The 14,860-nt window shown below is 67.9% G+C and carries 15 protein-coding genes; 4 read left to right on the plus strand and 11 right to left on the minus strand.

The genetic code is table 11. From position 1 onward, the window contains the following. Positions 1 to 112: 112 nt before the first annotated feature. Together QHF89_RS11190 and QHF89_RS11195 are read left to right on the plus strand one after the other, a co-directional pair. On the plus strand, positions 113 to 2,332 hold the full coding sequence (locus tag QHF89_RS11190) for a DUF4215 domain-containing protein (protein ID WP_136966960.1): 2,220 nt from the start codon (positions 113 to 115) through the stop codon (positions 2,330 to 2,332). Between the two features lie 121 nt (positions 2,333 to 2,453). Further along, positions 2,454 to 3,110 carry a thioredoxin family protein gene (locus QHF89_RS11195; RefSeq protein ID WP_284720358.1) on the plus strand — a complete coding sequence of 219 codons (657 nt, stop codon included), beginning with the start codon at positions 2,454 to 2,456 and terminating at the stop codon, positions 3,108 to 3,110. Positions 3,111 to 3,117: 7 nt separating this feature from the next. Here the strand turns inward: QHF89_RS11195 and QHF89_RS11200 are convergent, their stop codons facing one another. The 7 genes from QHF89_RS11200 to QHF89_RS11230 are packed head-to-tail and all read right to left on the minus strand — an operon-like array spanning position 3,118 to position 8,687. Beyond that, positions 3,118 to 4,014 (minus strand): hypothetical protein, encoded by an 897-nt coding sequence (locus tag QHF89_RS11200; RefSeq protein ID WP_136966958.1) that lies wholly within the window; start codon positions 4,012 to 4,014, stop codon positions 3,118 to 3,120. Continuing rightward, on the minus strand, positions 3,987 to 4,862 hold the full coding sequence (locus QHF89_RS11205; RefSeq protein WP_136966957.1) for a ferritin-like domain-containing protein: 876 nt from the start codon (positions 4,860 to 4,862) through the stop codon (positions 3,987 to 3,989). Before QHF89_RS11205 ends, QHF89_RS11200 begins: the two co-directional genes overlap by 28 nt. After that, positions 4,814 to 6,154: a PD40 domain-containing protein gene (locus tag QHF89_RS11210; RefSeq protein ID WP_136931191.1), complete on the minus strand. Its 1,341-nt coding sequence runs from the start codon at positions 6,152 to 6,154 to the stop codon at positions 4,814 to 4,816. The genes QHF89_RS11205 and QHF89_RS11210 overlap by 49 nt, the downstream gene beginning before the upstream one ends. Then, positions 6,145 to 6,978, minus strand: coding sequence for a TonB C-terminal domain-containing protein (locus tag QHF89_RS11215; protein ID WP_136966956.1), 834 nt, complete (start codon positions 6,976 to 6,978; stop codon positions 6,145 to 6,147). Before QHF89_RS11215 ends, QHF89_RS11210 begins: the two co-directional genes overlap by 10 nt. Beyond that, entirely contained in the window at positions 6,975 to 7,415 is a 441-nt protein-coding gene (locus QHF89_RS11220) for a biopolymer transporter ExbD (RefSeq protein ID WP_271928148.1), read from the minus strand. The genes QHF89_RS11215 and QHF89_RS11220 overlap by 4 nt, the downstream gene beginning before the upstream one ends. 9 nt (positions 7,416 to 7,424) lie before the next feature. After that, positions 7,425 to 8,108 (minus strand): MotA/TolQ/ExbB proton channel family protein, encoded by a 684-nt coding sequence (locus tag QHF89_RS11225; RefSeq protein WP_136966955.1) that lies wholly within the window; start codon positions 8,106 to 8,108, stop codon positions 7,425 to 7,427. 12 nt (positions 8,109 to 8,120) lie between these two features. Beyond that, positions 8,121 to 8,687, minus strand: a complete 567-nt coding sequence (locus QHF89_RS11230) for an OmpA family protein (RefSeq protein WP_136966954.1) — start codon at positions 8,685 to 8,687, stop codon at positions 8,121 to 8,123. A gap of 178 nt (positions 8,688 to 8,865) precedes the next feature. Here QHF89_RS11230 and QHF89_RS11235 point away from each other — a divergent pair, with 178 nt between their 5' ends. After that, complete coding sequence (locus tag QHF89_RS11235; RefSeq protein ID WP_136966953.1) at positions 8,866 to 9,849, plus strand: NAD(P)H-dependent flavin oxidoreductase; 984 nt, start codon at positions 8,866 to 8,868, stop codon at positions 9,847 to 9,849. Positions 9,850 to 9,867: 18 nt separating this feature from the next. Here the strand turns inward: QHF89_RS11235 and QHF89_RS11240 are convergent, their stop codons facing one another. The 3 genes from QHF89_RS11240 to QHF89_RS11250 form a co-directional block, all read right to left on the minus strand. Further along, positions 9,868 to 10,428 (minus strand): hypothetical protein, encoded by a 561-nt coding sequence (locus tag QHF89_RS11240; protein WP_136966952.1) that lies wholly within the window; start codon positions 10,426 to 10,428, stop codon positions 9,868 to 9,870. A gap of 123 nt (positions 10,429 to 10,551) precedes the next feature. Next, a complete protein-coding gene (locus QHF89_RS11245) occupies positions 10,552 to 11,193 on the minus strand; it encodes a TetR/AcrR family transcriptional regulator (RefSeq protein WP_136966951.1) in 642 nt (213 codons plus the stop codon). Further along, positions 11,190 to 12,032, minus strand: a complete 843-nt coding sequence (locus QHF89_RS11250) for a nuclear transport factor 2 family protein (protein ID WP_136966950.1) — start codon at positions 12,030 to 12,032, stop codon at positions 11,190 to 11,192. The genes QHF89_RS11245 and QHF89_RS11250 overlap by 4 nt, the downstream gene beginning before the upstream one ends. Positions 12,033 to 12,172: 140 nt before the next feature. On the opposite strand from QHF89_RS11250, the gene QHF89_RS11255 reads away from it, so the two are divergent. Further along, positions 12,173 to 12,709: a pyridoxamine 5'-phosphate oxidase family protein gene (locus QHF89_RS11255; protein ID WP_136931197.1), complete on the plus strand. Its 537-nt coding sequence runs from the start codon at positions 12,173 to 12,175 to the stop codon at positions 12,707 to 12,709. Between the two features lie 23 nt (positions 12,710 to 12,732). On the opposite strand, the gene QHF89_RS11260 is transcribed toward QHF89_RS11255, so the two are convergent. Continuing rightward, on the minus strand, positions 12,733 to 14,730 hold the full coding sequence (locus tag QHF89_RS11260) for a hypothetical protein (RefSeq protein ID WP_136966949.1): 1,998 nt from the start codon (positions 14,728 to 14,730) through the stop codon (positions 12,733 to 12,735). Positions 14,731 to 14,860: the final 130 nt, after the last annotated feature.

A 14,860-nucleotide genomic window follows, 5' to 3' on the forward strand; every position in this document is an offset into this window, starting at 1 on the left:
CGCTTTTTACCGCTCGTGTTTCGCCTGTGTCCCGCATCGTGGATCCATCCGCCGCGCGACGCTCCCTTGGGCGTCTCCGGATCGGAGCAACAACATTCTTCGGGAGACTTTCATGATCGGAACGACACGAACGAGCCTGCTCCTCCTCCTTTCGGCTGCGGCGCTCGCCGGCACGGCCGGCTGTAGCGACGACGCACCGCTCCCGCTTGGCACCTCCAGCTCGACGACCGGCAGCGGTGGAATGGGCGGCATGGGTGGTTCCGGCGGGACCGGCATGGGCGGCTCCGGTGGGACCGGCATGGGCGGCTCCGGCGGCGTCGGGGGCACGATGAGCGTCTGCGGCAACGGGGTCGTCGAGGAGGAGGCCTGCGACGATGGCAATTCGACGCCGGGCGACGGCTGCAACGATTGCATCGTCGAGGAGGGCTGGGAATGCGGAGCGCCGTGCACGCCCATCTGCGGCGACGGCCTCGTGAAGGGCGCCGAGTCCTGCGACGATGGCAACAAGAACCCCGGGGACGGCTGCAGCGACGCCTGCGCGACCGAGGCTGGTTATCAGTGCACCGGCGAGCCGAGCGCTTGCTGCGCGCCGCAGACCGAGATTTGCGACGGAATGGACAACGATTGCAATGGCGTCCCGGATGAGGGCTGCGATTGCGTCGACGGCACCACGCAACCCTGCTACATGGGCCCGCCGGGCACGGAGAACGTCGGCATCTGCGTCGGCGGTGACCAGACGTGCGCGAACGGAACATGGGGCGCCTGCGTCGGCGAGGTCCTCCCTGCAATGGAGGTCTGCGACGGCCTCGATCAGGATTGCGACGGCACGCCCGACGACAGCGTCGGCTGCATCTGCATGCCTGGCACCACGCTGAACTGTTACACGGGCCCGATGAACACCGAGAACGTCGGCCAATGCAAAGCCGGCACGCAGACCTGCGCGGCCGACGGCAAATCGTACGGCCCCTGCCTTGGCCAGATCCTCCCCGCGCCGGAGAACTGCGCCACCCCGGTCGACGACGATTGCAATGGCGCGGCACCCGCTTGCACCGGGGCGCACGTGGTCAGCAAAGGATTCGGCGACGCCAGCGCCCAGCAGGGCCTCGCGATCGCCGTCGACGCCATGGGCAACGTCCTCGTCGCGGGCAACTTCACAGGCACGATCGATTTCGGCGGCGGCACGCTCACGAGCGCGGACGCCGTCGACGTCTTCGTCGCGAAATTCACCGCGCAGGGCAACCACGTCTGGTCGAAGGCCTACGGCGGCACCGGCGATCAGACCGCCACGGGCCTCGCCGTCGATGCGCAGGGCAATGCGTTCGTCACCGGCAACTTCGCCAATGCGATCACCATCGGCGCCACGACCCTCACGAGTGCCGGCGCCGACGATTTCTTCGTGGCGAAGCTCGACGCCGCGGGGAACGAGCTCTTCGCCAAGGGGTTCGGCGCGACCTTCACGCAGACGTCGTCCGGCGTCGCGGTCGATGGCGCGGGCAACGTGGTCGTCACCGGCGCATTCTCCGGCACGTTCTCCTGGGGCATGACGATGCTCACGGGCGCCGGCAACCTCGACGTCTACGTGGCGAAGATGGACAACGCGGGCAACCCGCTCTGGGCCAAGGGATTCGGCTCCGCCCAGAACCAGCAGGGCCTCGACGTCGCGACCGACGCCGCTGGCAACGTCATCATCGTCGGCGCAATGGAAAACGTCGCTGATTTCGGCGGCGGCCAGTTCGTGAGCGCCGGCGGCGAGGACGTCTTCGTCGCGAAGTTCGGCCCCGCGGGCAATCACCTTTTCAGCCAGCGCTTCGGCGACGCCTCGGCTCAGCGCGCCCTCGCGGTCGCCGCGGATCCCAGCGGCAACATGCTCGTCACGGGCCAGTATGCGGGCACGATCGACCTCGGCGGCGGCATGTACACGAGCGTCGGCGCCGACGACGGGTTCGTCGTGAAATTCGATCCGAACGGCGCGCACGCTTGGAGCAAGAGCTTCGGCGCCGTGAGCGCGCAGCGCGGCAAGGATATTGCGACCGACGCCTTCGGCAACGTTCTCATCACGGGTGAATTCTTCAGCACCCTCAGCTTCGGCGGCAATACGATCGCGACGGCCGGCATGGCCGACGCGTTCGTCGTCAAGCTGAGCCCCACGGGCACGCAGGTCTGGCTCCGCGGCTTCGGCAACAATCAAAACGACCGCGGCGAGTCCGTCGCCGTCGACGCCGCCGGCGCCCCCTGGTTCACCGGCTCGTTCATCGGAAACGTCAATTTCGGCGGCGGCGCCCTCGCGGGCGGCGCGGCCGACAACGTCTACCTCCTCGGCCTCGCGCCGTGACGCACGCCGACCCGACCCGCGCGTGATCCGGCCGCGGGGGCGAGCGAAATGACGCGCTCGCCCCCGCGGCGCCTTCGCGATGTGTGTGGACCTTCGGGCCTTTCGGGGCTACACCTCCCACGTGACGAAGGATCAAGGGAAACGCGGGGGCCGGGGTCGCAAAAAGGGCAAGGGGGCCTCCGCGAAGGGCGCGTGGGGCAGCCTCGCCGCAGCGGGGGGCGCCGTCGCGGTGCTCGGCGTCCTGCTCTACGGCTCCTTCAGGGCGGAAGGACCGACGGCCGCCGTGAGCCCCGAGCCCGTCGCCGCCGTCACGACCACGCCTCCCGCCGTCACGCCCGCGCCTGCGCCCGGCCCGCCGCCCGGAAAATCGGCGAATGGCGAGAACTGGAACGACGCGCAAATCGCCTGGCAGGGCTACGAGACCGGCATGGCCCGCGCGAAGGCCGAGAACAAGCCGGTTTGTCTCGTCTTCTACACTGCCTGGTGCCCTCATTGTCGCAATTATGCGAATGTCTTCCACGATCCGCGCATCGTGGCGCGGGCCAAGGATTTCGTGATGATTCGCGTGAACCCTGACGACGAGTCCGCGATCGGCGAGCGGTACGCCCCCGACGGCTCGTACGTCCCGCGCACGTTTTTCCTTGCCCCGGATGGCATGCTCATGGCCGACGTGCACGCGCCGCGACCCAAGTTCCAGCATTTCTACGACGAGAGCAATCCGGCGTCGCTGCTCGGCGGCATGGACGCCGCCGTGCGCAAGCTCGCGCGGCCGATGTGAGTCTCGTTTACGCCTCCGGATCCAGATCCGGACGGCGCTCCCCCATTCCGATCCCCCACCCCATCGAGTACCGCGCGTTGATCTCGCAGCGCGGATTGAACCGCAGGCTCCCTTTCTCGTCGCGCCAGCGGAACGCGTCCAGCCCGAACGGCCCGAAATAACGCGCGGCCACGAGCGCCGCGCCCGCTTGCTCCATCGCCTGCGCGAAAGCTTTCGTCTCCTCCAGGCCAATCTCCCCGGGCTTCGCGGGCCGCGTCGAGAGCCACGTCCCATCCGGCGCCGTCTCCTGCCACGTCGGCTCGCCGAGCGAGAGCTGCCCCTCGCGCGACACGAACCCGTGCCACCCGAAATCGGCCATACGATCGACCCACGGCTCGACCACGAGCGCGCCGAACGAGCGCAATGAGGCTTCGATCCAGGACCGCGCCGCGCCGAGCACCTCGTCCTCCCGCGCCCGCCGCCGTCCGCGCCCCGCGAATCCGTGCGGCCTGCGCAAAAGCCAATTTCCTCCCGGCGACGGCGCCGCGAGCGCCTCGCGCACCTCGTCGAGCGTCATCACGGCCCGCTGCCCCGGCAGCGTCGCCCCGAGCCCGAGCGAAAATCGCCGATCGTTCACTTGGCGCAGCACCTCATAGGACGGCGCCGCGGGCACGCGCGCGCCGGCCTGCGTGAGCGCCGCGAGCGCCCGCGGCGTCGGCAACCACGCCTTTCCCACGGCCCCTTCGGCGCGCCGCGCCTCGTCAGGCCCACCCCAAAGCAATATATCGGCCGGACGCACCAATGCCCCGAGCCGCCCCGCGAGCTCCGGAAGCCGCGCCCGCGCCTCCGCCCCGAGCGTCCGGCGCGCATCCTCCAGCTCCACCTCCGCGCCGAGGTTCAGGAGCCACGCGATTCGGGGGCCCATTTGTCGAGTTCCTGCAGAAAATCTTCCGGAAATCCCGCTCGGATTCGATCCTCTCGATTCAGCGGCGAACCCCGCATCACCATCGGCGAAAGCGGCTCCGGCAAATGCGCGCGCCACGCCTCGAAATCGAGCCCCTCCGTGAAGCGCTGGAACCACCGCAGGCCGAAGCGCACGTGCGGCACCTCCTCGGCGCAGACGATCTCCTGGATGCGCGCCCCCTCCTCGTCCCCGATCGCTCGAAATCGCCCTGCGAACCGCGCCGTATGGTCGAGGTTCCCCCCTTCGAGCCCCATCCCCATCACGGCCGCGAAATGCGCCGGCGACTTCGACCGTGGCACCCGCTCCCAGAACCAATCCCGCACTGGAAACTCTCCGAATGCGTGACCGAGCCCCTCCATGTACTGCGCGTACATCGCCATGTGACGGATCTCGTCCCCGGCAATACGCAAAAGCCCCACCTTGAACGCCCGCGGCGCCTCCGGAAACGCGAGCAATGCCCAGGCCATCAGCTCGGCGGCCTGCAATTCGTGATGCAGGAACGTGTGCACGAGCTGCGCCCGCCGCGCTGGATCCCGGATCGCATCCGGCCCCGGCGACTTGTGCGCGCGTTTTACAATCTGAAGCGAGCTCGCCCTCCCGGGCCGCTCGATACGACGCACGGGCGCAGCTTCTTCCCATCCCGCGGGCACGGGCGGCGGGGCGAGCTTGTGCCCGAGCTCTTCGCTCGTCACATAATCGTACGCCCAGCGCTCCGCCGTCCCTTCCGGCGGGATCGGGATGTCCATCACGACCGTGCTCGTCAGTTGTTCTTCATCTCCACGCCACGCCCGGGCGGGAGCGGATCCCATCGTAACGAATCTCCGACGAGTGTCGAGATCCGTTTCGGCCGCCCGCCGTCGAGCCGCATCACGTAGAGCCCAGGCCCCTCGCCCGACGTCCGCGTCGAGAAAAAGGCCACGAGCCTCCCGTCGGGGCTGCACGCCGGATACCCATTGCGCCCTTGCCCCTGCGTCAGCCGCACCATCCCGCGCCCGCGTTCGTCCGTCGACACGAGGTCCGTATCTTTGCCGACCCCCACTGCGAAGACCGCCCGCACCCCGTCGGGGTGATTGCAGAACGTCGGCGCCGACGCGAACAGGCCATCCGGCGAGATGGGTTTGTCTTCCACGTAGATTCGTTGCCCGAAGCGCCCCTCGCCCGAATACGCGAGCTTGCCGCTCGGCGTGAACGTCGGCCGGAGGGCCATCCCGACCTCGCTCGCCGGCGCAAGGCTCGCAAAGTCCGGACCCACGAACATCTTGATGGTACCTCCATCCGCGATCGACACCGCGACGCGCGACCTGTCCCGCGAGAACGCGAGCCCGTACACCGAGCCCTTCATGGGCAGATCCACCGCCTGCCCGCTCGCCGTCCGGATCCGGTATTCTCCGTTTTGCGCGCTCGCGGCCCAGTACAGCGCGTCCCCTTTTCCGAACGCCGGCGCGACCGCGATCTCCTCCGTCGGCGAGACCGGCTTCGGATCATGCCCATCTGCGTCGACGGTGAACACGCGCCGCAGCTTGCCCACCCCCGCGACGAACGTCATCCGGCTGGCGAACCCGCCATTTTGCCCCGTCAGCGCCCCGATCACGAGATCCGAAATCCGGTGCGCCTCCTCCCTCAAATCCGAGGCTGGAATCAAAAACCGCTTGTCGAATACCGCCGCGGCCCCATTGCGCACGAAATACACCCGGGCGCGGAGCTCCACCTTGTCCTGCCCCGGCACAGGCCGCGCGCGCGCCTCTACGAGCGCTTCGACCTTCTTTTTCGCCCAGATCGACACGTCGAGCGTCTCCGCGCCCCACGCCTCCTCCGGCGAATCGTCGTCCGAGATCACCTCGAACTCGCCCGACAGCTCGAGATCACGCCGCGCCACGCTCCGCATGATCACGTCCTCCTCGTCCCAGCTCGACGAGGGCAGGACCGCGATCCGCGGCAAGGGCCGCGTCGCTCCGGCGACGACCACGATATTGCCGAGCAAATCCTCCGGCGACGGCGGCGCGTCCGCGGGCGTGGGCTCCTCCGCGCGCGCGGCTGGCGGCGCGGAGGCCGCGAGGGACGAGAGGACGGCGAGGGCGAGCAGGTTCTTCTTCAATCGCATCGCTCCGGCGTGCAGGTGAAGGTGAGCGAAATCTGGCTCTGGACGATGTCCGGATAATTCTCGGGCGGCGGCGGCAATTCCTCGCCCTTGGCGCTCTCCAGCGCAGCGCGCGCCGCGGCGTCGAACGCGGCCTGGCCGCTGGAGACGATCGCGAAGCTCCCGACCGATCGACCGCCCGAGAGCGTCACCGTCGCGGCCACGCGGAACTTCGTAATCTCCTCGGGCGACAAACCCGACCCCGACACGCGGAACCTGCGGCTGAACCAGCTCCGGATCTTCTCCCGGTAGATGTCCACCGCGCGCGCCTTGAGCGGATCCATCTCCGTCCCGCCCTTCACGCCGTCCTCGTGGCCTTTTTCATCCACGTTTGACGGGGGCTCGGCCTTCGCGGGCTCCTCGATCGGCGTCTCGACCACCTTCGCGATTTCGGCCTCGGGCGGCGGCACCGGCGTCTTCACCTCGGCCACCTCGATTTCCTTCGACGGAATGGCCTCCTCGGTCTTCTCCGCCTTCGTCGAGACGAATGCTTTTTCCTCCACGCGCCGCTTCGCGCGGGGCTTCAGCCATCGATCCGGCAGCTTCGCCGGATCCCGTTTTCCGCCGAGCTTCAAGGCCGGCGCCGCGTCGAGATCGAGCACAGGCACCACCTTCACGGGCACGCTCGGCCCCTTGTCGATCTCCGGCGCCAGGGCCGGCCGATCGAGGTCCGCCGCGCGCAGCAGCAAAAGCGCCCCGCCCTGCAGCCCCACCGCGCAAATCACGGCGAACGCGATCTCGTGGATCCGAAAATCGCTCTTCGTGGACGACGCCGCGTCCGTGCTCACCGGACCGCCTCCCGCGCCTCGTCGGGCTCCGGCTCGACCAGCAAATTGAGCCCCAGCACGCCCGCCGAGCGCGCCGCCGCGACCACACGCGCCACCGCGGCATACCGCGCGTCCTTGTCCGCGCGGATGTAGAGCTCTTTTTCTTTCTGCACCCGCGGGTTCGTCGCGAGCACGTCCTCCACGCTCGTCGTCACGTCATCCTCGCCAAAGAGGATTTTTTCCTCCTTGGTCACCGTCACGACGAGCTTCGTGTCCTTGACGGGCGCCTCCGTCGCCTCGACCTGCGGCAATTCGACCCGCAGGCCTGACGCGAGCAACGGCGCCGTCACCATGAACACCACGAGCAGGACCAGCATCACGTCGACGAGCGGCGTGACGTTGATATCGCCGAACCCTTTTCCTCTGCCTCGCCTCGATCCGCCGGTCGACATGCCCATGGCTCGTCCCTACCCTTGCGCGCCCGACTTCGGCAGCGTTGCCGGCACCTCGGAGACGAGCGCCACCCAACCCTCGCTCGCTGCCTCAATCGCCGACAAAAGCGCGTCGATCCGCTTGTTCAGCGCGTTGTACGCCACGACCGCCGGAATGGCCGCTGCGAGCCCGATCGCCGTCGCGATCAAAGCCTCGCCGATCGCCGGAGCCACGACCGGCAAGCTCGCGCTCTTCGCCTGCCCGATGCGCAAGAACGCATCCATGATCCCGTACACCGTGCCAAACAGCCCCACGAACGGCGCGGCAGCGGCAATCGTGGAGAGCGAGGCCATGAGCGAACCGGCCCGCTGCTCCTGATCGACAAGCGCACGTTTCGCCACGGAATCGAGCAATTTCGGGCTCCCGGCGCGTTTTCCGAGCTCGAGCACGACCACGGCGCCCGGGGCGTCGGCATACCGGCTCGCAGCGGCGAAGAGCGCGTCGGCCGACAAGGCGTGCTTCGCCTCTTGCTCGAAGCGCCGCTCCGCGCGGCTCAGCCGGCCGATCTGGAGCGCCTTCAAGAATGCGATGATCCAGACCATGACCGCCGCGGCCACGAGCAGCCAGACCACGACGAACACGGGCCCGGACGAATGCAGGACGAGCGAGACCGGATCCAGACGGATCGGCGCCGCGGCAGGTTCGATCGTATCGATCATGATGGTTCGTCCTCAGTCCGCGAGATACACGTCGACCTTGCGATCCTGGGCCCAACCTTCCTCGTCGACCCCGATCGCCTCGATTTCCCCGCGCGACGACGTCTCCACGCGCGATTTTTCGAGCCCCTTCTTGCCCAGGAAATCCGCCACGTTGCCGGCGCGCTTCTGGCCAAGGCCGAAGTTGTATTCGGTCTCCCCGCGCGGATCGGCGTGGCCCACGAGCTTCATTCCCTTGCCGGCGAGCGGGCCCGTCGTGAAGCAGCGGGCGAGCGCTTCGAGCGCCTTCGTCGCCTCCGGCTCGAGGTCGACCGAGTCGAACGCGAAGCGCGCGCGCGGAATGTCGCCGCACGCCTTCACGATACGATCCTCGATGTGCACCGAACCGGCGGTGGGGGTCGTCCTGTCCTTCTTCACGGGCGCGGCTTGCGTGCTCGCGACCTGCGGCTGGGCTGCGGCCGCGGGGTTCGGCGCGGCGACCGCCGCTGCCGTGCTCGGCGTGGCGACGGGATCCGAACCACAACCGATCGACAGCGCGGCGAGCGTGGTGCCCAAGAGGGTGATGACCGTGAGACGCGACATGATTCCTCCGGCGGGACGCCCCCCGGCGCCCTCGACCTCGCGCTTACCACGTCGCTCTGGTTCGGGCACAAATTTGGCGAAACCCGAGCCCTTGGTATACAGGCCATGATCGCAGCCCTCTTGACGTGAGGCGCGCCCAGGGCCTACGACGTTGGGGCTTCTCCGGAGGACCCCGACCATGCCGATTCCCCGCATCCTCGAAGGCCGCCTCACGCTCCCCGTGATCGGCGCGCCCATGTTCATCGTCTCGGGCCCCGAGCTCGTCATTGCCCAGTGCAAGGCCGGCGTGGTCGGGTCCTTCCCGGCGCTCAACGCGCGCCCGAAGGAGCAACTCGAAATTTGGATCACGCGGATCAAAACCGAACTTGACGAATACCGCGCCCAGAACCCCGGCGCGCGCGTGGCGCCGTTCGCCGTCAATCAGATCGCGCACCGCTCGAATGACAGGCTCGAACACGATGTCGAGGTCTGCATCCGGCACGAAGTGCCCATCATCATCACGAGCCTGCGCCCGCCGGCCGAGATCGTGAAGGCCGTGCATTCGTACGGCGGCATCGTGCTCCACGATGTCATCAACGTGCGTCACGCCGAAAAGGCGCTCGAGGAGGGCGTCGACGGCCTCATCCTCGTTTGCGCGGGCGCGGGCGGCCACGCCGGCGCGCTCTCGCCCCTCGCGCTTGTCGCCGAGGTCCGCAAGTTCTATCAGGGCACGGTTTGCCTCGCCGGCGCGATCTCAACGGGCCGCGACGTCCTCACCGCGCAATCGACCGGCGCCGACCTCGCGTACGTCGGCACGCGCTTCATCGCGACCGAGGAGGCGAATGTGGTGCCCGGGTACAAGCAAATGCTCATCGACACGACGGCGAAGGACATCGTGTATTCGTCCCTCTTCACCGGCATCCACGGCAATTACCTCAAGCCCTCCGTCGCGGCGGCCGGGCTCGACCCGGACAACCTCCCCTCGGCCGACAAATCGACCATGAATTTCGGCTCCGGCGGCAACACGGCCGCGAAGGCGTGGCGCGACATCTGGAGCGCGGGCCAGGGCGTCGGGAGCATCACGGACGCCCCGCGCGTGGAAACGCTCGTCCGCCGCATGCGGTCCGAGTACGACGCCGCGCGCGAGGATCTCGTCGCCCGGTCGAATGCTTTCCGCGGATAGGTCTGTCCCGAAAACCCCTCATGCGCGCGGCTTCGCCGCGACCGCGCGCTCGCCCCTCGCGAGCCCCTCGCGCGGAATCCCCATCCGCTCCCGCAAATCCCCGAGCGGCATATCGAGCAGATCGTCGAGCGTCATCCCCTGCCGGTAGAGCGCCCGCGCCGGTTTGGCATCCTCGTACGCTTGGAGCATCCGGCTCGGCGAGAGCACGAATCCCAGCATCGCGGCCGACACGTTCAGGAGATACACGATCCACGTCTCGCAGCCGCCCATGAGCTCCCAGAGCGCGACCTCGCCCTCGCCGATGAAATTGGCCCCGTACCCCGTCGCCACGTGATGCAGATCGTGCAGCGCGATCGCCCAGCGCCGCGGCGGCGGGTTCGGGAGCGTCACCTTGAACCTCCCACCGAAAATCATCAGGGAAAACGTCTCGGCCGCGTATTCGTCCGTCGTGAACCCATTCTCCGCGAGGTACGCGTCACGCGCCGCGCGCACCGTCAGCGTCGGCGGCAGCGGCCGATCACGCGGAAAGAGTGGAGTTGGGGCAACGTCGTGCAGCGTTTCAACCGTGATCGTGGTCATCGTGAGCTCCCCGGCCAGCGAGCGCCGGCCACGAGAAGACTATGGGGTCGGCCGTCGCCGGCTTCCACTCGCATTTAAAATCGAACAGTTTCGACACGTTGAGCCTTGATCGCCGACCGGCCTTCAAGATTTCGCGCCGGCCGCGCGGGCCGCGGTCCGGTCGAGGAGCCCGAGCGTGAGATTGGCCATGTGGTCGAGCAAGCTCTCGTGTTCGAGCAGCTCCGGACGCTCGCGGGCCACGGCTTCGAGCGCGCCCCGAACGGCGCCGACGGTGAGGAGCGCCACCGCGTCGAGGTCCGCAGGAGGCAAATCCCCCTTGTGGATCTCCAAAAACCGCCTCGTCTCTCGCGCGCTCTCACGCACCGCCCGCTGGATCGCCGGCAAGAGGCCAAGTTCGGGCAGATACCGGATCATCCAGGCATAAAGCCGCGGCCGTTTCATGGGCAGGTCGAGCACGCGGGCGAGCACGAGCCGCGCGCCCTCTCCGAAGGGCAGACCCCGCGACGCGTCCACGGCTTTGCGGATGGCTTCGAGGTCCTCCTCGATCGCGCGCTCGATGAGCGCGCCGAAGAGCGCCTCCTTGCCCGGAAAATATTGATACAACGACCCGATGCTCACGCCCGCGATGTGCGCGATCTGCTGCGTCGTCGCATTCGCCGGCCCCTCGGCGCCGATCGCGCGCGCAGTCGCCTCCAGCAGGGCCTCGACCGTCGAGCGCGAGCGCTCCTGCCGGGGCGTTTTGCGAAACCGTTTGTCCCCGCTCATCCCAGGTAGAGCCGCGCCGAGGTGCAGAACCTCGTGTGCGGATCGAATTCGAAGAGCCCCACGCCGCTCCGGCGCGCGCCGTGGGCCGTGAGCGTGCAGCGGAAGGCCGTGAAGAACCCCGCGGAGATCGGCGCCTCGACCTCCAGCGACGCGCCCGGGCCGAGCGCATCGAAGACACTCCGCGGCGAATGCCGCTTGCCCGGCTCGATCTCGATCCGCGGCTCGTCATCCGCGAAGAGCCCCCGCAGCCCGGCGAGATCACGCTCTCGAATCGCACGGGCAAACTCCTCCGCCGCCGCGTGCCCGCGCTCGAACATGCCCCGCCAGAGGCCTTCGAGGTACGTCGACACATTGGAAAAACCCTGGATCCGTAGCATACGCGCGGTGAGCCCGGTCATCGCGATCAGGGTCGTGGGCCCGCCCTTCAGCGCGGACATGGTGACGCCGCGAAGCTCCCAGAACGCCCGCATGCGTTGCACCCGCAGCACGCTGTCGACCTCGCCGAGTTCGTAAATCAAATACGCGGGCAGCTCCACGCGCGCGCCGTTTGGCGTGCGTGTCGTGATGTTCACGTCCCGCACCACCGTGAGCCCTTGGACCACGTCCGCGAGCACCTCGAAGCGCACTTCGTTCGGGGCGATGTAGACGTCGTAAAAGCGCCCGAGTTCGTCGTCGCCGTCGCGCGGATCCGCGCCCTTTCGCGCGGGCGGGCCGCCGACCGGGTCCTCGACGACCGCGCCGTGCGTGAAGAGCCCCACCCAGCCTTCTTTGTCGTGCGCGGCGACGCGGTCGGGTGAGCGCTTTACGACCGCGAGCACATCGTCTCGGCTCCATTCCATGCGCTGCGTATACCACGAAACGGCCGGGCAAGGGCAGCGGGAAGGCGCTCGACCGGCCGCGGCCGGCCTCCTCGGCAGCGCGGGGCTCGCGCGGCGCCCGTCCCGGCCTTATGCGTCTCGGTGGAGGGGAGGAGACGCGCATGGCGAAAGACGGCAATGGTCACGCGGCGGCGATGCGAAAGCTGAGGCGGCTCGTGAAGGGCATTCGCGTGGCGATGATGACCACGACGACCGGAGACGGCACCTTGCACAGCCGCCCGATGGCGACGTGCGAAGCGCTCGACGAGGACGGCGCGCTCTGGTTCTTCACGTCCTGCGAGACCGCGAAGGTGCACGAGATCAACGCCGATCACCACGTGAACATCGCATACTCCGATCCGGAGAACGATCGATACGTCTCTCTCGCGGGCATGGCGCGGGTCGTCCGTGACAGGGAGAAAATGCAGAAGCTCTGGAGCCCCATGCTGCGCGTCTGGTTCCCGCGTGGCCTCGACGAGCCGGACATCGCCCTTTTGCGGGTCGAGGTCGACCGGGCGGAATACTGGGATCCCTCGGCGGGCTTGTTCTCCGCGATCGTCAGCCGCGTACGCTCGGCCGTGACGGGCGCCCCGGGATTCCCCGCCAGGCACGGCCGGATCGACCTCCGGCATGCCGAGGAGCAGCCACGCGCGGCCTGATCAGCTCGGTCTCCAGCGGACGTTCAAAAGGCCTGCACGAGGAGCGTGCCGAGTTCGCCCGATGCCTCCTGGAGGATGATGGGATACGCGTCCTCGATGAGATTCTTCGGCGTCCCGAGGACCCCATCCAGCTTCTGCATCGACGCGTCGTAGCTGTCCGGGCGGATGGTCTCGGAGCGTGGGCTCGTCGTGACAAACGATGGCGTCGGGTCCGCGCCTGGGATCTCCGCATGCATCTCCAGCCGGATCCGAACGTCACAGAAGACAAGCTTGTCATTCCTGGACACGAACGGCTCATTGCCTGCTTCGAGCCTCATTCGAACCACGAGCCGAGGCAGCTCGGGCGTCCCCTTTTCTGCCGTCGGGCTCTGAAACCGGATGGCACCACCAAACCTGTCCCGCGCGCGTGTGACGATTGTAATGAATACCTTATCCTCGACGCTCGCCGCGAACCGCGGAAACACCGTCCCGACCGACTGATATCGATCCCCGTGCTCGTTCCTGAAGGCCGTCTCCGACTCCAGGAACGAATTCGAGAGGACGATCGTCACGTCCAGGAGGACGCGGGGGTCCTCCTTCGTATCGAGCCACGTGAGCAGCGGCTGGAAGATGGCACGCGCTTCGTCGGCGCCGGCTCCCTTTCGTAGACGAAGGAGATCGAGCCGGTCCGCATACGCGTGGTGAATCGCCTCCGTCACGGCCTGCGTCCACCCGGATCCATACCGGCGCTCGATCGCGCGGAGCTCCGCCACGTCCTGCTTCTGCATGGCGTCCGCGATTTCAGCTTTGGGCAAGAACGTCGAGCGGACCTCGTGCTCGTGTTTTGTTCCATGGGCGTCGAGGTATTCCTGGTACGCATAGCGGGTGTTGCTCCGCTTCGCTTCTGCAAACATCGCGTCGTCCACCTCGTGCACGTGCCGCCGGCCTCGCGCGTCGCCGAGATAGAGCCGATATCTCGGGAGGGAATCCGCCTTCATCACCATGTCGAAGAGCAGGTCATCCGCTTCGACCGCGTGTTTGCCTTCGGGGGCCATCGTCAGATACTCCGCGAGCCACTCCGGTCGCTTCTTGGCGTGCTCGAACGCGAGTTCATCGAGCTCTTCCCGATGGTGCATGCCGAGGTCCTTGTACAGCATGTGTCTTCTCGCGAACTCATACTCCTCGCCGCGCTCGGCGGCCTCGCGCACCTGGCCGAACATGGACGTGTCGCTCGCATGATTCCGCGCGAACCACGACGCGGAGCCGAGGAGCGCGCCCGCGGCGACCGACACAAGGGCGATCCATCGAAATGCGGGGACCCGACCGCCCGTTTCTTTCGCGACTGGCGCCGCGCTCGCCCAGTCGTCGGAGATCCGCAATTCGAAGAAAGGATCGATCCGCTCGATCTCGGGCTGGTCGTCAGGTAAAATCAGGCGCGCAGCCTCGTCGATCGCCGCCTGGACCTGGCGCGCAGTCTCCGTCACATCCTCGGAGATGCGGAGGGGCGCCGCGTCTCCGTCTCCAAAGACGAGGAGCACCTCCCCGCGTTTTCCGCCCGCGCGCCCCTCGACACGCCGGAGCGTCGCGAGCGAAGTGACCGTGAGAATCCGGCCGCGGACCTCCACGAGGTCGAGCAAAAAGAGATAACGGCCCGACGGGAACGGCGCGCCCTCGTCCTTCGATCGCCGAAAGAAGACGTGCACGATCACGACGAGCGCGAGCAACGACGCCACGAGGACGTGCCCGAGCACGAACGCGCGCGGCTGCACGGAAAATGGGCCGTCGAGATCGCCGAACTGCACGAACCAAAGCCCGAGCCAAACGAACGCGGCAACGATCCCGGTGCCGCGCCAGAAGCGCTGCGAGCCCGGGATCGTCCCTGCCGCGCTCTCCTCGACGCGGAGCAGCGGCGCGGGCATGCCCCCCGCTTCGAGCGCGCGAACGAGCCGCTCCCGCACGACGTCCGGGAGCCGGTCGAAATCAAGGACGCGGACGGTGCGTGGCTCGCCGCCGGCGGAGCGGTAGTGATTGGGTGCGCCCATGGATCCGGAGAGAAATGCAATCACGTTCTCGCTTGACGCGCCATAGGAAATCCGCTAGTCGTGGATCCTGGCGGGCCGCTCGGGCTCCTTCGGCCTCCTTTTCGTCCGCCACATCACGCCGTTCGCGGCT

This window comes from Polyangium sorediatum (genome assembly GCF_029946465.1).
GTDB lineage: Bacteria > Myxococcota_A > Polyangia > Polyangiales > Polyangiaceae > Polyangium > Polyangium fumosum.

What these genes read in the sequence shown, in the direction of transcription:
- QHF89_RS11190 (WP_136966960.1), top strand. Translation starts at nt 113, where the DNA reads ATGATCGGAACGACACGAACGAGCCTGCTCCTCCTCCTTTCGGCTGCG.
- QHF89_RS11200 (WP_136966958.1), bottom strand. Translation starts at nt 4,014, where the DNA reads ATGGGCCCCCGAATCGCGTGGCTCCTGAACCTCGGCGCGGAGGTGGAG.
- QHF89_RS11205 (WP_136966957.1), bottom strand. Translation starts at nt 4,862, where the DNA reads ATGGGATCCGCTCCCGCCCGGGCGTGGCGTGGAGATGAAGAACAACTG.
- QHF89_RS11210 (WP_136931191.1), bottom strand. Translation starts at nt 6,154, where the DNA reads ATGCGATTGAAGAAGAACCTGCTCGCCCTCGCCGTCCTCTCGTCCCTC.
- QHF89_RS11220 (WP_271928148.1), bottom strand. Translation starts at nt 7,415, where the DNA reads ATGGGCATGTCGACCGGCGGATCGAGGCGAGGCAGAGGAAAAGGGTTC.
- QHF89_RS11225 (WP_136966955.1), bottom strand. Translation starts at nt 8,108, where the DNA reads ATGATCGATACGATCGAACCTGCCGCGGCGCCGATCCGTCTGGATCCG.
- QHF89_RS11230 (WP_136966954.1), bottom strand. Translation starts at nt 8,687, where the DNA reads ATGTCGCGTCTCACGGTCATCACCCTCTTGGGCACCACGCTCGCCGCG.
- QHF89_RS11235 (WP_136966953.1), top strand. Translation starts at nt 8,866, where the DNA reads ATGCCGATTCCCCGCATCCTCGAAGGCCGCCTCACGCTCCCCGTGATC.
- QHF89_RS11240 (WP_136966952.1), bottom strand. Translation starts at nt 10,428, where the DNA reads ATGACCACGATCACGGTTGAAACGCTGCACGACGTTGCCCCAACTCCA.
- QHF89_RS11245 (WP_136966951.1), bottom strand. Translation starts at nt 11,193, where the DNA reads ATGAGCGGGGACAAACGGTTTCGCAAAACGCCCCGGCAGGAGCGCTCG.
- QHF89_RS11250 (WP_136966950.1), bottom strand. Translation starts at nt 12,032, where the DNA reads ATGGAATGGAGCCGAGACGATGTGCTCGCGGTCGTAAAGCGCTCACCC.
- QHF89_RS11255 (WP_136931197.1), top strand. Translation starts at nt 12,173, where the DNA reads ATGGCGAAAGACGGCAATGGTCACGCGGCGGCGATGCGAAAGCTGAGG.
- QHF89_RS11260 (WP_136966949.1), bottom strand. Translation starts at nt 14,730, where the DNA reads ATGGGCGCACCCAATCACTACCGCTCCGCCGGCGGCGAGCCACGCACC.